Genomic DNA, 20622 nt, shown 5'->3' on the forward strand with positions numbered 1-20622 from the left:
TATGCTGCCCGTCAGCCTGTAACCAAGTTATTTACTTTGTCCCTTATTCTAATCCCATTTTTTATCCACTTCAAGCCTTTATTTGGTATTTATATGTAAAAATTTTAAGATAACCGTTTGGAATACCGCCTTCATATTTCTGCGCATCTCCCAGCTGCTTTGTTGAGGCGTCGCATGAAAGTGTTCCGCCACAGGGTCCACTTCTTAGTGTTTCTGTTTAAGACAACTCGTCCAGGTTCCTCCATTCCAGGCACAGATCCTTCACATGCTCGCCGCCGATTTCCAATAAATCCCGCGTCAGAAACCGTCCGCCCATTTTCTGATAAAATTGTAACGCCGGATTGTCTTCAAGTACCCAGACCAGCATGGAGCGATATCCCTGTTTCCCGAAATAACCGATCATCCGGTTCATCAGCTCTCGCCCGTACCCTTTGCCCTGGGCTTCTTTCAGCAAATACAGCGAATACACCTCGGCTTCAATATCAAAACCTTTCTCGCGGCTTGCCCCTCCATTAATGAAACCTGCAATTTCGCCGGATGGATTCTCCAGCACAAAGGTCATCGACTTATTGGATGGGTCCAGCACTCTCGTCCATAATTCAATCCGTGATTCCAGCTTCATGTTGTCGAGATAGGTATCGGGTACGATCCCGCGGTACGTCGTCAGCCAGCTGTTCAGATGGACTTGCGCCAAGCCGTGAATATCCTTGGTTTCAGCTTCCCTGATCGTCCATTTGCTCATCTAATTCATCTCCTTGTCCACAAATCATTTCCCCAAAACTGATTATGTTAGACTATAAATTCTGCCAATAGGGAAATCAAGGAAAACTTGATGTTCTTAAGTTAAAACAAAAACAGCCCCCGGCTTGCCGGAAGGCTATTGCAAAACACTGGACGCAGCTCCCAACATGTGGCGAGGCATTGCATGAGCGTGGTCACCATATGCGTTAACGGCATATCTTTCTTGAGTTTGACTTGCGCCTCTTTTAAGCATGATGACCACCTTGCCCGTACTCAAAGCAAAATCTCGCCCCGCCCAAAGGCGATTCCGTGCAGGAAATCCCTGCGCCAAGCCGGTCCGCAATTTGCTTGCAAATCGCCAGGCCAATGCCGGTGATGCCGGACTGGCCCGTATAATATCGGTCGAAAACGGAGTCCCGTTCCTGAACAGGTACGCCGGGCCCATCATCATCTACGCAGATACGAAAGCCACCCGGTATTTCTTCCAAACTCAGTTTAATTTCATGCGAGGCATAACGCACGGCATTTTGCATGAAATTCATGGCGACCTGAAAAATTTGCTCGGCAGGTATAGCCATTTCCAGCGAAGCCGCATTCAGGGCGCTCTGAATATTCCGGTCTGCGGCCGCCGGGGCAATCAGTTGATGCACATGCTCCATCATATCCTGCAGATCAACCTCTGTCAGCTTCCATTCCTCCTGCAGAGTTTCCATCCGCGTCAACTGCAGCAGCCGATCCACCATCTGGATCAAACGCTGCGACTCTGCGGTCACCACATGCAGACCATGCTCCACAGTCACGACCTGGTCTTTCACGGCAGAGGCATACCCCTGAATCGACATCAGCGGAGTCCGCAGCTCATGGGATACATTTTGCAAAAATTCGATTTGCTGCTGATGCTGCTTCTGAATCCGTTCGGACATGCTGGAAAAAGTATTGATCAACTGCCCGATTTCCGAGGTATCTCCCTGCGGAATCCCCGGGAATCGGTGTTTCGGATTGAATTTGCTGACCGCCTCCTTCAGCTGCTGCAACGGGCGGGTGGTTTTCCAAACGAACCATAAGCCTACCACGAAAATGACGGCAAAGCTGATGACGATGGACAATAGCGAAACGCGCAGCACGCGGCCGGATATCTGCTTCAGTATATCCATAGGCGTGTACACGATAATACGCAATCCTTTGTTCAGCCGCTGGTGCGTGTACATCATTTTTTGACCGTCTAGCGTAAAAAAATGATCCTTTGGGCTCATGGAGACGTGAATTTTGCCGCCAACCATATCATCTTCTCCGGCGGCTACAATCTTATCCGAAGCATCCACCACAAAAAAATCCGCATAAAACATCCGGTCTCGGAACCGCAGCTCCAGATCCTCCGTACTCAAATCTTCCAAATCTCCGCCTTCGATTATATCGATCGCTTTCGTCATTTGCAGCCGCAGCTGGTTTCGTGCCTGGTCCATCAGCATTTCGTCAATCAGGTGGTTGAAGAGGAAAACCGTCGTCAGCACCGAAAAGATCATGACAATAATCAATGAGGTAAAAATCCGGCCCCGGATGGTACGCATCAGCCTTTCACCGTCGCTTTGTAGCCGAAGCCCCACAAGGTTTCGATCGCTAAGGCCGCACCGGCATCGCCCAGCTTTTTGCGGAGCCTTTTGACCAGATCGTCAACCACCCGCAACTCGCCCATAAAGTCATATTTCCATACCTGTTGGATGAGCTGCTCCCGGCTAAAGGGCCGCTCCAAATGTTTGGCAAGAAACACAAGCAGCTCGTATTCGCGGGAAGTAAAGGATATCTCCTGATCATCAATCTCCACCAACCGGAATTCCTCGTTCAAGGTCAGGTTGCCGACACGAATTCCCTTCCCGGTTTCCTGCTCTTCATTCGGCCGATAGGTTTGCACGAGTCTCAGCATGCCTTTGACCCGGCCAATCAGCTCGCGCGGATGGAACGGCTTGCGCAAGAAATCATTGCACCCGAGCTCAAGCCCGATAATCCGGTCCATCTCCTCGCCGCGGGCCGAAACCATAATGATGGGCATTTCCGTAAAAGTGCGGATCGATGTCAGCAGCGCCAGCCCGTTGACGCCCGGCATCATAATATCCAGTATTAAACAATCCGGTTTGTCCGTATGCACCCTCTCCACCAAATCGCTGCCGTCGGAAAAAGCCGTTACTGTAAATCCGTCTTTCCGCAAATATTCGGTAATCAATTGCAATATGTTGGAATCGTCATCGACGACAAAAATATGGGCCATTTCCATCACTCCCGCCCGGTTTTTTTATTTATTTTACTCCTCCCGAAGAAAAAAGACGAGAAGACCTGTTGTCTCCCCGTCTTTCCCGGATTTTTCGCCGCTTATTTATTCTTTTTCACTACAGGTTTTTGAACGGATTTTTTCACTGCGGTTTTATGTGTTTTTACATGTTTTGCTTTCACATGATGTTTTTTGGCAATATGTTTGTGATGTTTGTGGTGTTTGGCTTTAACCGCCTTTTTCGCTGCCTTTACGTGTTTTGCCGGTTTCACCGTTTTAGCCGCTTTTTTGGATTTTACGGATTTGCTTGTTGCGGAAGCTTTTTTGGCTTTAGGCGCTGTTTTGACTGCAGATGTTTTAACGCCTTTCTTCTCGGCTTTTGCCGTTGTTTTTGCTGGCGCTTTTGCCGTTGTTTTTGGTTCGGATTTTGCAGGAGTCACAGCTGTTTTAGTAGTCGATTTCGCTGGAACGGTTGCTTTAACCTCAGGTGCTTTGGTTGCTTTTGTTTCGGCTTTCGCGGGCGCGGCTTTTTGCTCAACCTTCAAAGGCGCTTTCGTACCGGAAGCAGCGGGCTTAGCGGCATCCGCAAATGCAGCGGTACCTGCGCCAGCAAGCAAAAGGGCGGATGTGATACCGGAAATCATCAATTTTTTAGTCCATGTGTTTTTCATCTTGCAAAACTCCTCTCGATTGGGTATGTATATATACTACAAACCAATCATGTGAGAGAAATCGTAAAGTCGTGTGAAAAGTATATGAAAACAACTACAAATTTGTCATGATTATTTTCATTCTGCAACGATCAAATCGAGCACCGTTTCTCCTCCGATCACTTCGCCTGTTTCCGCAAATCCAAAACTTTTGTACAGCCGGTTCGCGGCCGTATTGTCGGGCACATGGGATATCCGGATTTTCGTGCAGTCTGTTTGGTTTTTCTGATGCTGAAGCACAGCCGCAAGACCCGCTTTGCCGTAGCCTTTTCCTTGATAACGCTCATCAATCATGAATCTGCATATCCAAAAATATCCGTCCTCCGGATACGGCTCCACGTCAAACAAAGCAAAACCTACCATGATGTCGTCCGCATAAATGCCAAAGGGTCTCGATGTCGGTTCTTTTTTCGCTTTTTCAAGCGAGTTGGCATTCGCGGCCACAAAACGCTGCTGGTCTTCCCTTGGTTTGAGCTGCAGGCATTCGTCCGTATTTTCAGCTGTAATCAATTTTAAAACGGTATTTGCCATAAAAAGACCCCTTTTCCTCTATCGATGGATAAGTCAATCGGCCCGAAGCATCATCATGATCGTTATTCTTAAGGGCGGTTAGAGCTTTTTCACGCTTTCTTTGAATGTGACCTGGCTGTCCATGTCGTAAACTTCATAAATTTCGAACGTCCCCTCGTCAAAAAACAGCGGAAAACGGCGTTTGAACCAATCCTGCATCGGAAGCGAGGTCGCCTCCTTGATCGGAACCCACAGCAATTCGCCTTCCGGCGGGTTTGCGAGCAGTTCCCCTTCGAATGACGTCGCCAAATAATTGAAGACCATATATCTGAAATTCCGCGACGGATCGACAAATTCATCCAGACCTTTGTAGATGAGATCCTTGACAATGAGCCCGGTTTCCTCCCGCACCTCCCGAATCGCGCCTTCCGTCAAACTTTCCGGAAAATCCACTTTGCCGCCGGGCCCGATATAGCCGGGAAACCCGCGTTTGCTGGGCCGGTTCACGAGCAGTACCTTATCTCCGTCCTGAACAAGGCACATCGTATATAAAGCAACCTCTACAGCCGGTGCCGATGTTGTTTGCGTCATCCTTTTCCCCTCCGCTTCTGCGATACCGTCGTAACGCTCGAACATTTCTCATTCCTATATCGAGGATTACGATACTGTCATTCTAGCATATTATTTCAAAAGCCGGTCATAGATCGATATGAATCGTCAAGGGGTTAAGAAGTCTCTCATCTGTGAGTGCATTGTGCTTATGACAAAATAACCCCACAAAGTGACGTGTAGCCTTTGAAGCTTATTCCGATTACTTTGCGGGGACTCCGGAAGTTTATACTTTCTGATATCTCAAAAAAAAACGGACAGGATTCGAAAACGAATCCCATCCGCTGATGTTGCGCGTTTATCCGAAATTTGCTTTAGAAATCGGATGTTGCCACTTGGATCGTTCCGAATACTGCACCCGGGCCGGATAACAAAGCGGCAACCAATAAGAGATTCACAGACAGCGTAAGACTGTTTAAGGCAGGAATCTCATACGTGATGACCGGAGCGTCTACGCGGGTTATAACCAGACTTACCGGATTGGCGGAATTGTTCTGAACAGTAACGGCTGCGTTGATTCCGCCTGCCAGATTTTCATAGTAGGATTTGCCGACATTCGGTGTCAGATTGAAAAACTGCTGAGGTAATAATATCGCCATTCCGATCACCTCCTTCCTCTTGAAGATACTGTATTCTATGATGAAATCTATGAAATGAACCGTTGATTGCCATAGATTAAACATACAATTTTTAAGAGAGTACTAGAGTTGGTGAAGCGTTGATTTAAGCATGAAAAAACCGCTCCCTCAGTTAGGAAACGGTTCTATCATTATATTTAAAGCCGCATTCAGTGCCCGGAATTGATGACTTCGGCCCACTCGCCTTCATAATCCCGGATGATTCCTTCGGCATCGGTGCGGAGCCGCGCCTTATATCCGCTGAGCGACCGGTATTCGTATTCGAACTCTCCCATCCGGGTGTATATCTGCTGAAGCGGCAGCACGTCGAATTCCGGAAAACGGACCCAAGCCGCCGTCATCTGCTGCGATTCCCCGATGTTCAACCGCAGTCTGCGGATAGGAAGCAGATTGGTGGAAGGCGTTGCCCCGATATCGATATCTACCAGTCCGTCCAGCTCGGGAAGGTGAATACCGTCCCGCAGCCAACGGTGATTTGCATCTTTTTGCAGCCGCATCGTTTGTACCTTGTTTTGCTGTATGTATTGAATGATTACTTGCTCGGTATTCCCGTCTTGATTGCATACCACGCGATAATCCACAAAAGACGCTTCCTCCGGCAAGGAACGTATCACTTTGCCATGGATTTCCGTCCGCTCCCCCAATATGTGGGTGCAGTATTCCATCCCGGTATCATCCAGCCGCTTCCAAATTACGGTTTGTTCCATCTTCTCTCTCCTCTAGTGTCAAAATCCTGTTCTGAATGCGAATACTGTTATAGACTCAGAAAATAATGCAAAAACTCCGTATCCTTTTTATAACCCAATCGTTCATACAGCCGCTGGGCGTTTGCGTTATCCGAGGCGGTAGACAGCTCGAGGCCTTTGGCCTGAATGGCGGAAGCATACTTTCGTGCCGCATCAAGCAATTGCTGCGCCGCTCCTTGCTTGCGGGACTCCGGCAATACAAACAAATCATTCAAGATCAGCAGCCGCTGCATCGATACCGACGAAAAGGACGGGTAGAGCTGCGTAAACCCAACCGCCCGGTTCGCCTCCTGGTCCCTTGCCGCAAAAATAACCGATTCCCTATGGGCAAGCCGTTCGAACAAAAAGTTTTTGGCTCCCTCGAGATCCGATGCCTGTTCATAAAAAATCCGATATTCATTAAACAAAACGGACAGTTCTTCCAAATCATTGACGGTAGCTTGATATATAGTGATCATGGGCATCATCCTTTATGAGTGTTTGTAAAAATAGTTACATTGTCACCGAGCCTTGCGGAGCAGCCGCTTCCGCCTTTGCCGCAGGGATTTCGTATTTGACCTCCGAATAATTATGTACCAACAGTGCTTCTTTTAACGTGAGCCCCGTTTTTTGTCCACGACCCGCCGCCAGATTTCATTTTCCCTGAAATTCTTGCCGTCCTTGGCATGAAACCGGTGATTTCTCTCTTCAATATGGTAAGCATAAGGCCACTCCTCACCGCAGTGAAGAGTTCCTTTGAGATGATTTTCCGTTAACCATATGTTGAATTGAATAGTTAATTCAATTCCTTGAAATAAAATACGGTGGCATCCAGCTGTCCATCGGCGGAGCGGGCATAATGCGGTATTCTGCCTGCTTCAACATAACCCATGGATTGGTACAGCACATTCGAAGGATCTCCGGCCCTTGTGTCCAGAACCAGCAGCGTCCTGTTCTCATTGCGGGCCTTTTCTTCTGCCGTTTGCATCAGCAACCGAGCTATCCCGCATCTGCGGGCTGCCGGGGATACCATTAATTTCGCAATCTCGGCGCGGTGGGAGCCATTCGTTTTCAGCACCAAATGAAGCTGCACCGTCCCGGCGACCTTCTCTCCCGATTCCGCAACCCACAGCTGAACGCCTGGCGCCACCACCTGCTCCCAATACTCTTCCGCCTCCCGCATCGTCAGCGGCGGTAAAAATCCTATCGACGCCCCAGCTTCAACCACTTCGATCAGTAAGTTTGACAGCTGATGCAGCAGCTCTGCATCGAAGGACTCTATTTTCCGGATTCTAATTTCTTGGTTCATCATACGTCCCCCTTCTTCTGTTCATTCATCATATGTGACGCAGCCCGAGAGTGAATTGTTTCTTTGGTTGAGGGCTTTTTTGCACCTGAACTTACTATCTCTGAAAAAAGGAATCATGTCCATAATTGCGTGTAAATTCCCTAGCCAATCATACAAAAGAGAACATGCGCCCGGGCAGGCGCATGTTTGTCAGTAAATCTTCATTTTTGTTTGAATTCTGAAGATGACTTCAAAAGTCGAAATTGGATTGTTGATCTAATAGATTATTGTTGATCCGTTTCTACTTTATGCACGTCTTCCGGATCGACCGTAGTCAAATCCGCATCGTGAAACTCTTTTGTTTGTGGAAGCTTAACTTCCAGATTACCGATTTCGTCAATCTGAACCGTGGCGGCATCGAACGAAATGTTCAACACATGGCCGCCCTTTTTCTTGTCATCACTGATGACATGATAATGAAAGCCGGGAACGTTCAAAGTTGCAGCGTAGTTTGGCGTATAAAAGCCAATCAAAGTGCCGGTAACATTTTCGGTTTCGAAAATAGACTGATCTTTCAGAACTTCTGGCAATGTTGGATATGGCTTCACTTGTTTCTCTTCAGAACGAGTTTTAAGCGTTTTAAACGTTCCATGGATCTTGAAGGCGTAAAAGTCGTTTTTGTTGGTGATCAGCGATGTAAGCTGTTTATTAAGTTCGGTCATATCCTTCACTGGTTGAATTTTCGCTGTTTTCGTCACTTTAAAATGGGTAGTCACCGCAAAAGGAGTTTTGGCATCTTTTCCTACCTCAACCATTTTACCGTCGTATGTATAACGATAGAATTTTCCGTCAAGCTGAGTCAATTCGCCATCTACCCCGTTGAACGTCCCTAGGCCGGTATCGCCGTGTTTGTTCAATTCGCCTAGAGTCATCTCGCCATCGAACTGCCCCTTCATAAGGGCATTAATAGTGGAATACTGGAAGAGGGTATTCTTGTTTTCTTGTACCTTATTAGCAGTTGTCGTTACAGGCGCTTGTGCAGGTTGCTTGTTGTTTTTGGCTGGTTCAGCAGATGCACTCAAAGCAGAAAGGGACAACGCTGCAACCAAAGTAGTAGTAAGCAAGATTTGTTTCTTTTTCATTTTGTATAACCTCCAGATGGAATTTTATATAATAAGGATTACTCCTCACTATCAAGTTTAAATTGCTTAATGTTCGAACGGAGAGCATTTGCAGTTTGTGAAACTGACGAAACAGTTGCCACTAGCTTGGACAAAGAATCTTTCTGATTGTCTGTAGCCTTCATCATAGAATTAGCTTCGTCAGCCGAGACTTCTGAATTACTTGAGAGATTTTCTACAGTCGCACTAATCTCTTCGGAACTAGCAGCTAACTCTTCAGAAACACTGCTTAACTGTTGAATCTCATCATTAAGCTTAGACATATCCCCCATGATGCCAGAGAACAATTGTTGAACATCATTGATAAGCGCAACGCCGCTATCCACTTCAATTTGAACCTTGGATACAGATCGGGATGATGTTTCAACGTCATTAGTAATATTTGAAAGAACAAGGACAATTTCCTTAGCAGCTTCTTGTGTCTGCTCAGACAACTTCTTGACCTCTTGGGCAACCACAGCGAATCCCCTACCATGTTCACCTGCACGAGCAGCTTCAATATTTGCGTTTAAAGATAGCAAGGTTGTCTGATTTGAAATTTCTGATATCGATGAAACAAGCTCATTAATACTTGCTGTGCGATCGACAAGGTTTACAATGACTTTTGTCAGATTGCCCAGGGAATCCGAAATACCTCCCATTTGATGAACCGTTTGAGAAACAGTCGCTTTACCGGATTCTGCCTTTCTATACGTAACATCCGAAATATCGCCAATCTCAGTTGCGCTTGTTGCTACGGCTTGAATACCAATTGCGCTCTCTTGCAAAGCATGAGATACTTCAGCAGCGCTGTCTCTCTGAGTTTTAGAGGATTGCGCAACTTGTTGGCTAGACTCGGCTATCAATCTGGAAGAGTCTTCGACCACATCCGTTGCATTTTCCAAAACGCCAGTTACATCATTCAGACTGCCAACGCTAGTAGAGATTTCGTCAACCAATGTACGTAGACGGGTGAGCAATACATTGTAGGCTTCCGATATCTCTCCCACTTCGTCCTTCGATTTAACTTCCACAGGCGAAACGGTGAGGTCTCCGGACGCCAGGCCTCCTAGTTTCGAAGTGATTTTCTGCAGCGGAGCGGCAACGCTAATTTGCATACGCAAAGATATAAACAAAGCAAGAATGATAGAAATAAGAATCATCGCTAAGGTGATGAACACTGTGTTGCGGACCAGGTCCGACAGTTCCGTATCATACAATACCCCGACTACTTTCCAGCCTGTTAATGCGTTTGTTTCAAAATATAGCGTTGCATCCTTGCCATCAACCTGTGTACTGATTTTGCCGGACTTTTCTTCGTACAGCCGTTTATAGTTTTCACCTGTTAACTCTTCTCCCGCTTTAATACTGGGATGAGTCAAAATTTTGTTATGATCATCTAAGATGTATGTATAACCGTTTTTTCCTATATTCATTTCATTTGCCACACTAGTTAAATACTTGGTAAGCGATAGATTAACGCACATCACCGCTTTGCCATCATCTGTTGTTTTAGAAACCGAAACAACGACATTTTGGGAAGCCAGGGAAACGTATGGTGCAGATAAAACTACCTTCCCTTTATTAGCCATTGCTTTCGTGTACCATTCACGTTTTCGACCATCGTATTCCTTGGAAAGTTTGCTTTGCGGTTCCATAACGAACTGGCCATCGGCAGTTTCCAGGCCAATGACTTCCGTATCATCCGTATGTACAGACTTAAACTGCTTGAATAATGCTTGAATTTCTGGTTTTGACGAAATATACATCTCATTGTTAAAGACCAAGTCTTGGTACATGTCAGGGCGGATCGATCGGGTCAGAATATCCGTATCTCGCATAATAGGTTGTACTACACGATCAACAAGGAAATTTAAATTATCAACCTGGATCTTTGCCGACTCATTCAACTGCGATGATAACGAACTTCTCGAAGATGTATACGATAGCCCGCCTATCAATAAACTCGGCAATAATACCATCAACATAAAGGAAAAAAACAATTTTCTGCCAATGCCACGTTTAAGGATGTTGAATCTAAAATTCTTAAACATAAAATTAACCCCCAGCTTAAATTAGTCACATATCATTACAACGGAATACCTTGTATAAATTTCTTATCGGTACCAATCTTCCACATCTTTAGCTTTCGCCCCCATAAAATCCTTTCAGTTGCTTATTTTAATGTCAAATTCGTGATCGAAGGTTCTTGTTTGTTAAGATAGAAAGGACTATAGAACTACATTAAAACGATAAAAAAACGTCTATCTACGTACTCTCTAAGAAGACAGACCGCGTTTAGGGGATGTTTTTCTTGCGATATCAGGATGTACTTTCCGGAGGTTTATACTTTCTTGACATCTAAAAAAACCTAGAAGGATAACATACCTTCTAGGCTAAGTAATCTATTCTGATAGTCAACATGGAGGCTAATCTAAATCTTCAAACCAACAAGCAATAAATTTAATTCTAGGCCGCAACAATAATGCTGAATATTGTGGTCGCCCGTTTACCGTTCCTGCTAAAACTTGCAAGGAAATCGGCGCACTCAACCAATGGGAACGCAAAAAAGCCGATTCTCCTGCACTCAAAGCTTATGCGCGAGAATACAAAAGACGCTTTGTCTGGATTCGATATGGGAGGACAACGGAGGAGGCTGTTCCCTATAATAATTAATTTTGAAGTTCTTTCTGGATGGAGCAGTCCGAAGCAAAAAGAGCCCCCATTATTATGGGGGCCTCCATGTATATTTTATGCATTCAAATTTAAACGAAGGATGGCTTTCTCAAATCAACGTCTCCGGTAAGAACTTTTACATATTCTTTGTCTCCACCTTCAACCGAAGGACCAACGTAGACGACGCCGACTCCACCATTCTTAGTTGTAACAAGTACTTGCGGTGCTCTCCGACCAACGCGAACCTCGCCCTTGGTTTCGATGAGAATTGATTGAGATAGCTGCTTTGAGACTTTAGAGCCTGGAGCGGCTCCTTGCCGACGGTTACGTTTGTCGCGCTTCATACAGAATCCCCTCCAACTAGAAGATTGATTGTTCGCAAGAGCTCATTGTTATTCGTGATGATAGCACCCAACTGGTCATCATCCAAAGTGCGCCTGCCTGAAAAATGAATGGAGAGAACATGCTCACTACCTAAAGGATAGCATAAGATGTATACCTGTTCAACTTCAAGACGATTAAAGAAAGACCACTTCGAATGCAGATATGCATCTAGAACGTATATCGGTTGATGGCCAGACTCCATTCGTGCTTGATTTTCGCTAAAAGCGAAGAAGCGTCCTCTTCCGACGTTTCCACCTACTTGTCCAATTCCGTCACTTCCTTGTATTTTCCAGAGTGCTGCGCCCGTAACGATAAATTCTGTTGGAGGAATAATGGATGTTCGGATTGCCTCACTCAAAGAATTGTAACGCTCTTTTTCATCGGTTACTGGAACATTCTTGTTGTATGCCCAAAAGAAATGCAATATCCGTCGTTTGCGTTCGATTTCAGTTTCCATTTTCATCATCTCATTGAGTGGGTCTGGATAATTACCTTCAACCTGAATTACCTTCTTAATGAAGTGGCAAGCCACGGAAACGGCTGCCTCATAGTTTTCATCAGTACGTGTCTCATATTGAAGCAGCGTCAAACCATGGAGATCAGTTAGAATGTGAAAATCACTTACCTTCTCTTCCTTTATGAGATCATCTCGCCCTTTTACTTCTTGAGGGACGATGGCAAAGACACGTTGACGCCGCAGCCTCCCCCAAAATAGCCCCATTTCAAACAGAGTATTATCTCGAGTTATGAAAACGTACTTACCTCGATGCAGGGCGACGTCATCCGGAGCAAAGACGAATACCCCAAAATCATTCTCATCTAACTGCTTTTCTAGGGACTCCATTGTATAATCATTGCCTTCAAATACACCAGCGTACCATGGGGTCACCTGGGCAAAATAGCTGATTTGTGAATGAATCGCATTTGCATAATCCATTGCTTCTCGTGAAGATCCAATAAATACATTGGGCTTGGTCACATTTACAACTCCCTGAAAGCACGATTAATGTTCCCCTAATTATACCACAATTCCAAATTTAGGAACTCGAATTATATCGATTCGGTCGTTAAAGTTTACTGGGACAAGATAACTTGAGAGTAGCTAAACTGCCGTTAGCTTAATGAAAAAATGATAGTCAATATTCTATTTTCTCAATCTACATTCATTTTCTGAGGTAGTGATAAAGGGATCAGGCTTCTATTTAAGTGCAAGGAATCAAACTTCCCAACATGTTTGTTTGATTCCTTTCTATCTACAAAGTTTTCTACTCTCCTTACTTGTTCTCTTCAGCGCTAGCAGAAAGAGTCCCTTCTGTCCTCTTCCCGTAAAACATATTCCATGATTTGCTTCCCTCTGGAAGATTCCCTTGTTACAATGACTTTAGACAAACTATGACGATAACGGGGGATCAGACAAAATGCATGTACTGCATGCAGCAGCAGCAGGATGGAGACAACTTGGCCGTAATATCCGGCTTTTTTTTCTGGCTAATGTGCTTTACCAAATTGGAACAGGCATGTTTTCGGTGCTCTACAACTTATACATACAAGCCCTGGGCTACCAGGATACGATGAACGGCACAATCGTCAGCGTGCAGTCGTTGGCGACGGCGCTGGTGTTCATACCGATCGGACTTATAGCTGACCGCGTCAGCCATAAGCTGCTGCTTTCGCTGGGCGCGATGCTTACGGGGCTCAGCTTTATGGGCAGAGCCTTTGCCGGCGATGAATCCGGGCTGGTGCTGCTTGCGGTGGCCGCCGGTTTATTCGCTGCGTTCTTTCAGGTTATCGCCGTACCCTTTCTCGCGGAAAATACATCCAAGGCGCAGCGGCTCAAGATATTTAGCTATCACTTCTCTTTGGTACTCGCGGCGCAGGTGCTGGGCAGCAGCGGCGGCGGTTTGCTTGCCGACTTGCTGCAGCAAACTGGCATGAGCAAAATACATAGCCTGCAAACTGCGCTTTTTGTTGGGGGCGCTTCAAGTTTGCTCGCCTTTATCCCCCTTCTGTTCGTGACCAAAACGGTGAGGAAGAAAGAGCAGACCGAAGCCGCGATTCCCAAGGAATCCGCAGAACAACCCGTCAAAATTCCCGTCCAAGCCAAAGAAGACTGGAAAGCGATTCTCAAATTTACGCTTGCCCAGTTGATCGTTGGGACAGGATCCGGCCTCGTCGTGCCTTACCTTAACCTGTATTTCACCAACCGTTTCGCCGTTTCCTTGACGGCCGTAGGCATTCTGATATCTTTGGGGCAAGTGATGACCATCGTATCGATGCTGATCGGCCCGACGCTGGCGCGCCGGGTTGGACCCGTGAAAGCGGTCGTTCTTTTTCAAATGATGTCGCTTCCGTTTCTGCTGCTGACGGGTTTCACGAATCTATTCGTGGTCGCTTCGATTACGTTTCTGTTCCGGCAAGCGCTGATGAATGCCGCCAACCCGATCCAGTCCTCCATCATGGTAGACCGGGTGTCCGACGCGCGCAGGGGAATTGCCAATTCGATGACGCAAACCGCATTTATGCTGGGATGGGCGACGATGGGGCCGGTGCAATCTTTTCTGCTGACCACTTACGGAACCTACTGGGGGTACGCCATTACGTTCAGCATGACCGGCGTGCTGTATATCAGTGCCTCGGCGATCTATTATTTCATGTTCAAAGAAAGCAAAACCGCAGCCCAAAAGGCCGCGGTTTCAGTCCAGCAATAGATTTTTAATGTTCCGAAGTTTCAAACGTAATGTTCATCCCTGTCGCATAATCCAGTCCCGAATCGACTCGAAGCAGTTCTGAGAACAATCGCACCGTCTCGTATTGCAGTGGAGCTTCGGCTGCTATCAGTTCCCAGCTCATTAACAGGCGTATAATTCATCCCGGTTGTCATCAGGCGGATGGCCGATGCCATCTGCCTTGAGCTACGCAAACAGCATCTCTCGCCTAAATTTGTGACGGGATCCAGGCGGACAGGTTCTTCCATGTCCCAATTGGCATCAGCCATCCCGCCAGTCCCCCTCTATTTATCATTTTCAAAAAAGTCCTGCAGCTCTTGCAGCGTTTTCAGATAATGGGTCGGCCGGATCGCCGTCAGCTCTTCCTCGCTTCCATAACCATATCCGACGGCAATGGAAGCCATCCCATTGTTATGCGCCCCGATGATATCATGCTTGCGGTCGCCAATCATGATAGCCCGATCCTTGTTTACGTCCATCTTTTCAATAACGGCGGCAATGATCTCCGATTTATCGGATAAGGTTCCGTCCAGATTGCTTCCGCACACATAGACAAAAAAGGAGCCGATACCAAAATGCCTCAGCACTTCATTCGCGAACACTGCCGGTTTGGAAGTAGCCACGATCAGCTTGCGGCCCTGCTCTGTCAAATTTCCCAGCAAATCCTTGATCCCGTCATAAAGCTCGTTTTCATAGATTCCTTTATCCTTGAAATATTCCCGGTATTTCTCAACGGCCGACACTGAATCCAGCTCTGAAAAAGCGTGAATTTCCCGGAAAGACTGAGCGAGCGGCGGACCGATATACGGGATCAGCGTATCGGGATCGTCTACCTGAATCCCCCATTTGGATAACGCATATTGAACGGCTTTGGTGATACCCACTTTGGGATCGGTTAACGTGCCGTCGAGGTCAAATAATACGGTTTCATATTTCACTTACGATCACATCCTTATTATGTATAATGTCCAGGCCTGTTCGTTACCTCCTGGATTCTAAGCTTCTATACTATATAACAAACTTGATCGAAAAAGGGGCAATTTTCATTTTTATTCCCAAACATCATACGAATGGCATGCGGTTTAGCTAAGACATCCGCTTCGAGCCGATAGATTTTCCAAATTTGAAATGAAACTGAAATCACTCTCTAGACTAAGAAAAAGCGGTTTTCAAGACCCGCCTTGAAAACCGCTTCCTCCTCTATCTTATTCTTCTACAAGCTCCAGCTCAATGACCGTGTCCAGCTCGTCAGGCAAATCTCCGCCATCGATATGGATGAAGGCTCCGCTATCCGTGTCCGAATATTGATCCGCCATCCACGGCGTCTGCACATGCAGCTCGCTGCCGTCCGCAAGCAGGCGGGCTTTTTTGATTTTGCCTTTCAAGCCCTGGAAGTAGATCGGGCCAATCCCCCGGTCGAAGACATGGGCATACAGCTTGTTGCCGCGCTGGGTATAACGCCCCCACTCCGGTTTGGGCAGATCCGCGATGCCGCAGCCATAAATGCTGTCGCCATTGCGGTGCAGCCATTTGCCGACCGCCGCCAAAATGTCAAGCGACTCTTCCGGAATTTCGCCTTTGGCATCCGGACCGACATTCAGAAGCAGGTTGCCGTTTTTGCTGACGCATTCCACAAGCGCACGAATGACCTGCCGCGGCGATTTGTAGTTGCGGTCGGTGGAGTGATATCCCCAATGGTCGTTCAGCGTGATGCACGCTTCCCAAGGAACCGGCTCGCCTACCGAATTCACGATGCCTTGCGGAGGGATGATCTGCTCCGGCGAGAAGAAATCCCCCGCGTACACTTCAGGCTCCTCCGCCATAATGTTGCCGCCGAGACGGTTGTCGATAACGATATCCGGCTGCAGGGAACGAATCATCTGGATCAGCTCGGTAGCGCGCCATTTTTCCCCTGTCATGTCATCATAGGAAAAATCGAACCACATAATATCGATTTTGCCGTAATTGGTCAGCAGTTCCCTAACCTGGCCATGCATATAGTCAAGATAGCGGTCAAAGTCGATCGGTTTATCCTTAAAAGCCTCATTGTCGCGCATCGGATGCTGGCGGTCGCCATATGCCGGATAATCGTCATGATACCAGTCGATCAAGGAATAATAGAAGCCGACCTTAAGCCCTTCCGCGCGAAAAGCATCCACGTATTCCTGTATAAGATCGCGCCCTGCCGGCGTATTGGTCGCTTTGTAATCCGTCAGCTGGCTGTCGAACAGGCAAAAGCCGTCGTGATGTTTAGTTGTCAGTACCGCATATCGCTGTCCGGCTGCTTTTGCAGCTTTGGCCCAGCTCCGCGGATCATACAAAACCGGATTAAATTCTTCAAAATAGGTTTGGTATTGTTCATTGGTGATCCGCTCCTGGCTTCGCACCCATTCCCCTCTGGCAGGGATGGCATACAGCCCCCAGTGGATAAACAGACCGAAGCGGTCGTCCATCAGCGGCAGCGTTCTTGCAAAACGCGGGTTCATGTGGGTCATACCTCCATTTGCTGGTTTATTTTTTGTTTTTCTCATCATAAGCCGTCTGGTAAATCTCGAGGTAACGATTCAGATTCATCGCATCCAGCTGGCTGACGTAGCTGTCCCAATCCGAATCCAGGCTGGCGTCACCGATAACGAAACGGGCAATCATCTCATCCACGTAGTCGTTGACCGTCTTCGCCAGATCGGCGGCTTCGGATGCCTGTTCATTGGTCAGGAACAGCGGCGGCACCGTGCTCACATCCTTCGGTTGATACGGCTCATACTTATTCTTCGTCTCATTGTATAGAATTACCTCTAAATCGTCGTCACCTTTTGCAACGGCGGACAAACGGAACTCGTTGGAGCGCAGCGCCGGCCCGGTTTGTGCCCAGTTCACGTTTTGCACCGTGCCGAAGGATTTCAGCTCGGACCACACGGCCGGCTTGCCGTTGATGCCGATTTCCCCTTCCTTGGCGTCGCGCCATTCCTGATCCGGACGGCCGTACACGCTGCGAAGCGTCATTTCTTTTTCATATAATCCGTCTGCCCAACGCAGCGCCAACTCCGGATTTTTTGCTTTTTTGGTGATGATGAATGCGCCCGGAGTCAAGGCTGTCGTATCCACGGCAGCATATTGCACGCCTCCCGGTCCTTTTAACGGAGGTACCGCCTTGTATTCCTTCCAGCGGCCGCTTTCGCCCAGAAGTTGGGTAAACACGCCTTGATGACCGCCCGTGGAAGCCCCCAAAATAACGGTCCCCGGGTTCTCGCCCTGCTGGATCAGCTGATTATCATCCTGGGTAAAGGACTCCGGAGCCATCAGCCCTTCCTTGTACAACTTGTTCAGATAACGCAGTCCTTCGCGCCACTCCGGCTTATTAAAGGCCACGTCAAGCTTGCCGTCCTTAATGTACATATGCTTGCTGCTCGAGCCGTAAACCGGGTTATAAATGAACGAGTTCATCAGGAACGCGTCGATGGAAGAGCGCCATGACTTTTGGGAAATGGACAGCGGGACTTCGTCTTTTTTCCCGTTGCCGTTTGGATCTTTTTCCTTAAAAGCTTTCAGAACATTGTACAAATCATCTGTCGTTTTCGGCATTTCGAGGCCCAGCTTTTTCAGCCACGGCTCGTAAATCCACATTTTCTGGCTCATGGAGCAGTGATAGCAGTCGTTGACCTCAGGCAGCGCATAAATGTTGCCGTCGATCGCGGTGATGGTATCTTTAATGTCAGGATTGTCCTCAAACATCTTTTTCGTTTGCGTGCCCTGCTTCTCGATCAAATCATTCAGCGGCAAAAAAGCGCCTTGCGAGCCGTATATCATTTGCTGGGTAGGAGACACGTTCAAGCCCATGATCACATCCGGGTAATCCTCGCTGGCCAGCACCAGATTCAGCTTTTCCTGCATGCTTTGCTCCGGAACCACCTCCCATTCGATATGGACATTCGTTTTTTCCTCATACCATTTGGTAAATTCATTCGTTTCGAAATTTTCGACGAGCGGGTTGCCGCGCACCATGATTTTAAGCGTCGTTTTTTCCTTGACCAGCGGGTACGTTCCCGGCGGCGTCAATTCGACGGTCCCGGCAGCGGGCTCTTTGTTATCTTTCGTATCCGCGCTTCCTTCTTTCGCGCCGCCGCAGCCGGCCAGCAGCATGCTGACGGCTATGATCAGGCCGGCCAATTTTTTAGCTTTTTTGTACATAACGCCCCTCCATGATTTTCAAAATGGTTATATATCCCCGTACTTATATGTCAGCCTTTTAACGATCCGATCATAACGCCTTTCACAAAGAATTTCTGAACAAACGGGTACACCACGAGCAGCGGAACCGAAGTTACGACAATAAGCGAATATTTGAGCAGCTCCCGCAGTCCCTGGCGTGCGGCCGCGGTTTTGGCGTCCCCAAGCATGTCGATATTGATCTCGTTCTGGACCAGAATATCCCGAAGAATCAATTGCAGCGGATACAATTCCGCCCGTTTCAGAAAAATCATCGCGTTAAAATATTGGTTCCAGTGCCCCACCGCATAAAACAAGGCGATCACCGCCAGAATCGGCCCGGACAACGGCAGTACGATCCGAAGCAGAAAACGAAAATCCGTGCAGCCGTCCAGCTGGGATGCTTCCAGCAGCTCGCCCGGAATCGTCGTTTGAAAATAGGTCCGCATGATGATGACATTCCATACCGATAAAGCCGCAGGAATCAGCATCGACCAGACCGTATCGATCATGCCCAGATTTTTGACCAGCAAGTAGGTCGGAATAAGCCCCCCGTTAAACATCATGGTAAACACGAACAGGAGCATGAATATATTTCGTCCGCGAAAATCCTTTCTGGACAGCGGGTATGCGGCCAGAACCGTAAACAGCAGGTTGATGCCCGTTCCCGCCAGCGTATAAAAGAGCGTATTCATGAAGCCGCGCACAACCATCCCGTTCTTGAAAACGGCGCGGTATCCGTCCAACGTCGGCTCAACAGGCCACAACCATACCCTCCCTGACAGAACGGCACTGCTCGAACTGAATGAAGCGCTTACAACATACACTAGAGGATACAACACGATAATCATGATCAGAGTCAGCACCGTATAATTCGCGATCGTAAACAGACGGTCAGAGCCGGCTTCTTTCATTTTCGTTTTGTGCAAGGTTTCCGCCGCCTTTCTACCATAAGCTTTCCTGCTTCAATTGTTTGGCCACCTGGTTCACGATGATAAGCAAAATAAAACCGATTACCGCTTTGAACAAGCCGATCGCCGTTGCATAAGAGAAATTCATGGCCTGCGACACAAGCCCTACTTTATAAACATAAGTATCAATGACTTCCGAAGCGCGCAAATTCAGAGAGTTCTGCATCAATAAAATCTTTTCGAACCCTGTTTCCAACATCTGCCCGGTATTTAAAATCAGCAAAATCACCGCTATCGGCAGAATGCCGGGAAGGTCGATATGCCGCATCCGCTGCATTTTCGTTGCCCCGTCCATGACCGCCGCCTCGTGCAGGGCCGGATCAATGCCGGAAAGCGCCGCCAAATAAATGATGCAGGCAAAACCCGTATTCTGCCACACATGCGACCATACATAAATCGATTTGAACCAGGATGCCTGCGCCATAAAATGGTAAGGTCCAAGCCCAAACCATCCGAGCATCGTGTTGATCAGCCCCGTCCGCGGGTCAAGAAATTGCAGCAGCAGGCCTACGAGCACAACCAATGAGATAAAATACGGCGCATAAGTAATCATCTGAACGGTGTTCTTGAAGCGTTTGTTTTTTACATAATTGAGACCAAGCGCGAGCAGAATCGGAAACGGAAAACTCGCCAGCAGCGCATAAAAGCTGATCACAAGCGTGTTTTGCAGAAGTCTCCAAAATTCATGCGAATGAAAAAAACGTTCAAACTGCGCAAATCCAACCCACGGGCTGCCTCCGATGCCTTTGGTCACGTTAAATTCTTTAAACGCAATCTGTGCGCCGTACATCGGAACGTATTTAAATATAATGATGTAAAGCAGCGGCAAAGCAAACAACGCGTATAACTGCCATTTGCGTCCGATGTCCTTCAAAAGATTCAGCCCCGTCACCCCCCTGTGATCATTGTTTGATTCCGGCCGGTGACTGAAGTATAGACGAAAGCGCTTTAATCAGTAAATCCGCATGTTTTGGCAGTTATGCCGCGTTTTAGATTAGGCGTTATTCCGTTTTTA

At 47.4% G+C, this 20622-nt stretch carries 20 protein-coding genes; 1 reads left to right on the forward strand and 19 read right to left on the reverse strand.

The genetic code is table 11. The features are described 5' to 3' along the window. Positions 1 to 217 precede the first annotated feature (217 nt). The 14 genes from L6442_RS20670 to L6442_RS20735 form a co-directional block, all read right to left on the reverse strand. Entirely contained in the window at positions 218 to 742 is a 525-nt protein-coding gene (locus L6442_RS20670) for a GNAT family N-acetyltransferase (RefSeq protein WP_212980841.1), read from the reverse strand. Positions 743 to 986: 244 nt separating this feature from the next. After that, a complete protein-coding gene (locus L6442_RS20675; RefSeq protein ID WP_212980842.1) occupies positions 987 to 2309 on the reverse strand; it encodes a sensor histidine kinase in 1323 nt (440 codons plus the stop codon). Then, positions 2309 to 3004 carry a response regulator transcription factor gene (locus L6442_RS20680; protein WP_212980843.1) on the reverse strand — a complete coding sequence of 232 codons (696 nt, stop codon included), beginning with the start codon at positions 3002 to 3004 and terminating at the stop codon, positions 2309 to 2311. The genes L6442_RS20675 and L6442_RS20680 overlap by 1 nt, the downstream gene beginning before the upstream one ends. Before the next feature lie 101 nt (positions 3005 to 3105). After that, positions 3106 to 3549, reverse strand: a complete 444-nt coding sequence (locus tag L6442_RS20685) for a hypothetical protein (protein ID WP_212980844.1) — start codon at positions 3547 to 3549, stop codon at positions 3106 to 3108. A gap of 243 nt (positions 3550 to 3792) precedes the next feature. After that, positions 3793 to 4245: a GNAT family N-acetyltransferase gene (locus tag L6442_RS20690; RefSeq protein WP_212980845.1), complete on the reverse strand. Its 453-nt coding sequence runs from the start codon at positions 4243 to 4245 to the stop codon at positions 3793 to 3795. 78 nt (positions 4246 to 4323) lie between these two features. Further along, positions 4324 to 4815, reverse strand: a complete 492-nt coding sequence (locus L6442_RS20695; protein WP_212980846.1) for an 8-oxo-dGTP diphosphatase — start codon at positions 4813 to 4815, stop codon at positions 4324 to 4326. A gap of 332 nt (positions 4816 to 5147) precedes the next feature. Then, positions 5148 to 5432 carry a hypothetical protein gene (locus tag L6442_RS20700; protein WP_212980847.1) on the reverse strand — a complete coding sequence of 95 codons (285 nt, stop codon included), beginning with the start codon at positions 5430 to 5432 and terminating at the stop codon, positions 5148 to 5150. A 188-nt stretch (positions 5433 to 5620) separates the two neighbouring features. Then, positions 5621 to 6178: a putative glycolipid-binding domain-containing protein gene (locus L6442_RS20705; RefSeq protein WP_212980848.1), complete on the reverse strand. Its 558-nt coding sequence runs from the start codon at positions 6176 to 6178 to the stop codon at positions 5621 to 5623. A 47-nt stretch (positions 6179 to 6225) separates the two neighbouring features. Beyond that, positions 6226 to 6675, reverse strand: coding sequence for a GNAT family N-acetyltransferase (locus tag L6442_RS20710; protein WP_306436706.1), 450 nt, complete (start codon positions 6673 to 6675; stop codon positions 6226 to 6228). A gap of 317 nt (positions 6676 to 6992) precedes the next feature. After that, positions 6993 to 7505: a GNAT family N-acetyltransferase gene (locus L6442_RS20715; protein WP_212980886.1), complete on the reverse strand. Its 513-nt coding sequence runs from the start codon at positions 7503 to 7505 to the stop codon at positions 6993 to 6995. A 263-nt stretch (positions 7506 to 7768) separates the two neighbouring features. Further along, positions 7769 to 8626: an acetolactate decarboxylase gene (gene budA / locus L6442_RS20720; protein WP_194234802.1), complete on the reverse strand. Its 858-nt coding sequence runs from the start codon at positions 8624 to 8626 to the stop codon at positions 7769 to 7771. Between the two features lie 38 nt (positions 8627 to 8664). After that, positions 8665 to 10698 carry a methyl-accepting chemotaxis protein gene (locus L6442_RS20725; protein WP_212980850.1) on the reverse strand — a complete coding sequence of 678 codons (2034 nt, stop codon included), beginning with the start codon at positions 10696 to 10698 and terminating at the stop codon, positions 8665 to 8667. A gap of 711 nt (positions 10699 to 11409) precedes the next feature. Then, positions 11410 to 11664: a hypothetical protein gene (locus tag L6442_RS20730; protein ID WP_212980895.1), complete on the reverse strand. Its 255-nt coding sequence runs from the start codon at positions 11662 to 11664 to the stop codon at positions 11410 to 11412. Continuing rightward, a complete protein-coding gene (locus L6442_RS20735) occupies positions 11661 to 12683 on the reverse strand; it encodes a TIR domain-containing protein (RefSeq protein WP_212980851.1) in 1023 nt (340 codons plus the stop codon). The genes L6442_RS20730 and L6442_RS20735 overlap by 4 nt, the downstream gene beginning before the upstream one ends. 439 nt (positions 12684 to 13122) lie before the next feature. On the opposite strand from L6442_RS20735, the gene L6442_RS20740 reads away from it, so the two are divergent. Next, complete coding sequence (locus L6442_RS20740; RefSeq protein ID WP_212980852.1) at positions 13123 to 14412, forward strand: MFS transporter; 1290 nt, start codon at positions 13123 to 13125, stop codon at positions 14410 to 14412. Positions 14413 to 14714: 302 nt separating this feature from the next. On the opposite strand, the gene L6442_RS20745 is transcribed toward L6442_RS20740, so the two are convergent. The 5 genes from L6442_RS20745 to L6442_RS20765 all read right to left on the reverse strand — a co-directional run bounded on the left by L6442_RS20745 (position 14715) and on the right by L6442_RS20765 (position 20397). Further along, the gene (locus tag L6442_RS20745; RefSeq protein ID WP_212980853.1) at positions 14715 to 15368 is read right to left on the reverse strand and encodes an HAD hydrolase-like protein; all 654 of its coding nucleotides are present in this window, start codon (positions 15366 to 15368) and stop codon (positions 14715 to 14717) included. Positions 15369 to 15635: 267 nt separating this feature from the next. Beyond that, the gene (locus L6442_RS20750; RefSeq protein ID WP_212980854.1) at positions 15636 to 16916 is read right to left on the reverse strand and encodes an alpha-L-fucosidase; all 1281 of its coding nucleotides are present in this window, start codon (positions 16914 to 16916) and stop codon (positions 15636 to 15638) included. A gap of 25 nt (positions 16917 to 16941) precedes the next feature. Continuing rightward, positions 16942 to 18618, reverse strand: coding sequence for an ABC transporter substrate-binding protein (locus tag L6442_RS20755; RefSeq protein ID WP_212980855.1), 1677 nt, complete (start codon positions 18616 to 18618; stop codon positions 16942 to 16944). Positions 18619 to 18668: 50 nt separating this feature from the next. Then, positions 18669 to 19550 (reverse strand): carbohydrate ABC transporter permease, encoded by an 882-nt coding sequence (locus L6442_RS20760; RefSeq protein ID WP_212980887.1) that lies wholly within the window; start codon positions 19548 to 19550, stop codon positions 18669 to 18671. Positions 19551 to 19581: 31 nt separating this feature from the next. Beyond that, complete coding sequence (locus L6442_RS20765; RefSeq protein ID WP_373871856.1) at positions 19582 to 20397, reverse strand: ABC transporter permease; 816 nt, start codon at positions 20395 to 20397, stop codon at positions 19582 to 19584. Positions 20398 to 20622 lie beyond the last annotated feature (225 nt).

The sequence above is a fragment of the Paenibacillus azoreducens genome (genome assembly GCF_021654775.1).
GTDB lineage: Bacteria > Bacillota > Bacilli > Paenibacillales > Paenibacillaceae > Paenibacillus_AQ > Paenibacillus_AQ azoreducens.

Bases quoted from the DNA above. Each gene is read 5' to 3' on its own strand.
- L6442_RS20765 (WP_373871856.1), bottom strand. From the start codon at position 20,397: ATGTACGGCGCACAGATTGCGTTTAAAGAATTTAACGTGACCAAAGGC.
- L6442_RS20715 (WP_212980886.1), bottom strand. From the start codon at position 7,505: ATGAACCAAGAAATTAGAATCCGGAAAATAGAGTCCTTCGATGCAGAG.
- L6442_RS20725 (WP_212980850.1), bottom strand. From the start codon at position 10,698: ATGTTTAAGAATTTTAGATTCAACATCCTTAAACGTGGCATTGGCAGA.
- L6442_RS20690 (WP_212980845.1), bottom strand. From the start codon at position 4,245: ATGGCAAATACCGTTTTAAAATTGATTACAGCTGAAAATACGGACGAA.
- L6442_RS20675 (WP_212980842.1), bottom strand. From the start codon at position 2,309: ATGCGTACCATCCGGGGCCGGATTTTTACCTCATTGATTATTGTCATG.
- L6442_RS20730 (WP_212980895.1), bottom strand. From the start codon at position 11,664: ATGAAGCGCGACAAACGTAACCGTCGGCAAGGAGCCGCTCCAGGCTCT.
- L6442_RS20760 (WP_212980887.1), bottom strand. From the start codon at position 19,550: ATGAAAGAAGCCGGCTCTGACCGTCTGTTTACGATCGCGAATTATACG.
- L6442_RS20705 (WP_212980848.1), bottom strand. From the start codon at position 6,178: ATGGAACAAACCGTAATTTGGAAGCGGCTGGATGATACCGGGATGGAA.
- L6442_RS20680 (WP_212980843.1), bottom strand. From the start codon at position 3,004: ATGGCCCATATTTTTGTCGTCGATGACGATTCCAACATATTGCAATTG.
- L6442_RS20670 (WP_212980841.1), bottom strand. From the start codon at position 742: ATGAGCAAATGGACGATCAGGGAAGCTGAAACCAAGGATATTCACGGC.
- L6442_RS20710 (WP_306436706.1), bottom strand. From the start codon at position 6,675: ATGATCACTATATATCAAGCTACCGTCAATGATTTGGAAGAACTGTCC.
- L6442_RS20740 (WP_212980852.1), top strand. From the start codon at position 13,123: ATGCATGTACTGCATGCAGCAGCAGCAGGATGGAGACAACTTGGCCGT.
- L6442_RS20695 (WP_212980846.1), bottom strand. From the start codon at position 4,815: ATGACGCAAACAACATCGGCACCGGCTGTAGAGGTTGCTTTATATACG.
- L6442_RS20700 (WP_212980847.1), bottom strand. From the start codon at position 5,432: ATGGCGATATTATTACCTCAGCAGTTTTTCAATCTGACACCGAATGTC.
- L6442_RS20750 (WP_212980854.1), bottom strand. From the start codon at position 16,916: ATGAACCCGCGTTTTGCAAGAACGCTGCCGCTGATGGACGACCGCTTC.
- budA (WP_194234802.1), bottom strand. From the start codon at position 8,626: ATGAAAAAGAAACAAATCTTGCTTACTACTACTTTGGTTGCAGCGTTG.
- L6442_RS20755 (WP_212980855.1), bottom strand. From the start codon at position 18,618: ATGTACAAAAAAGCTAAAAAATTGGCCGGCCTGATCATAGCCGTCAGC.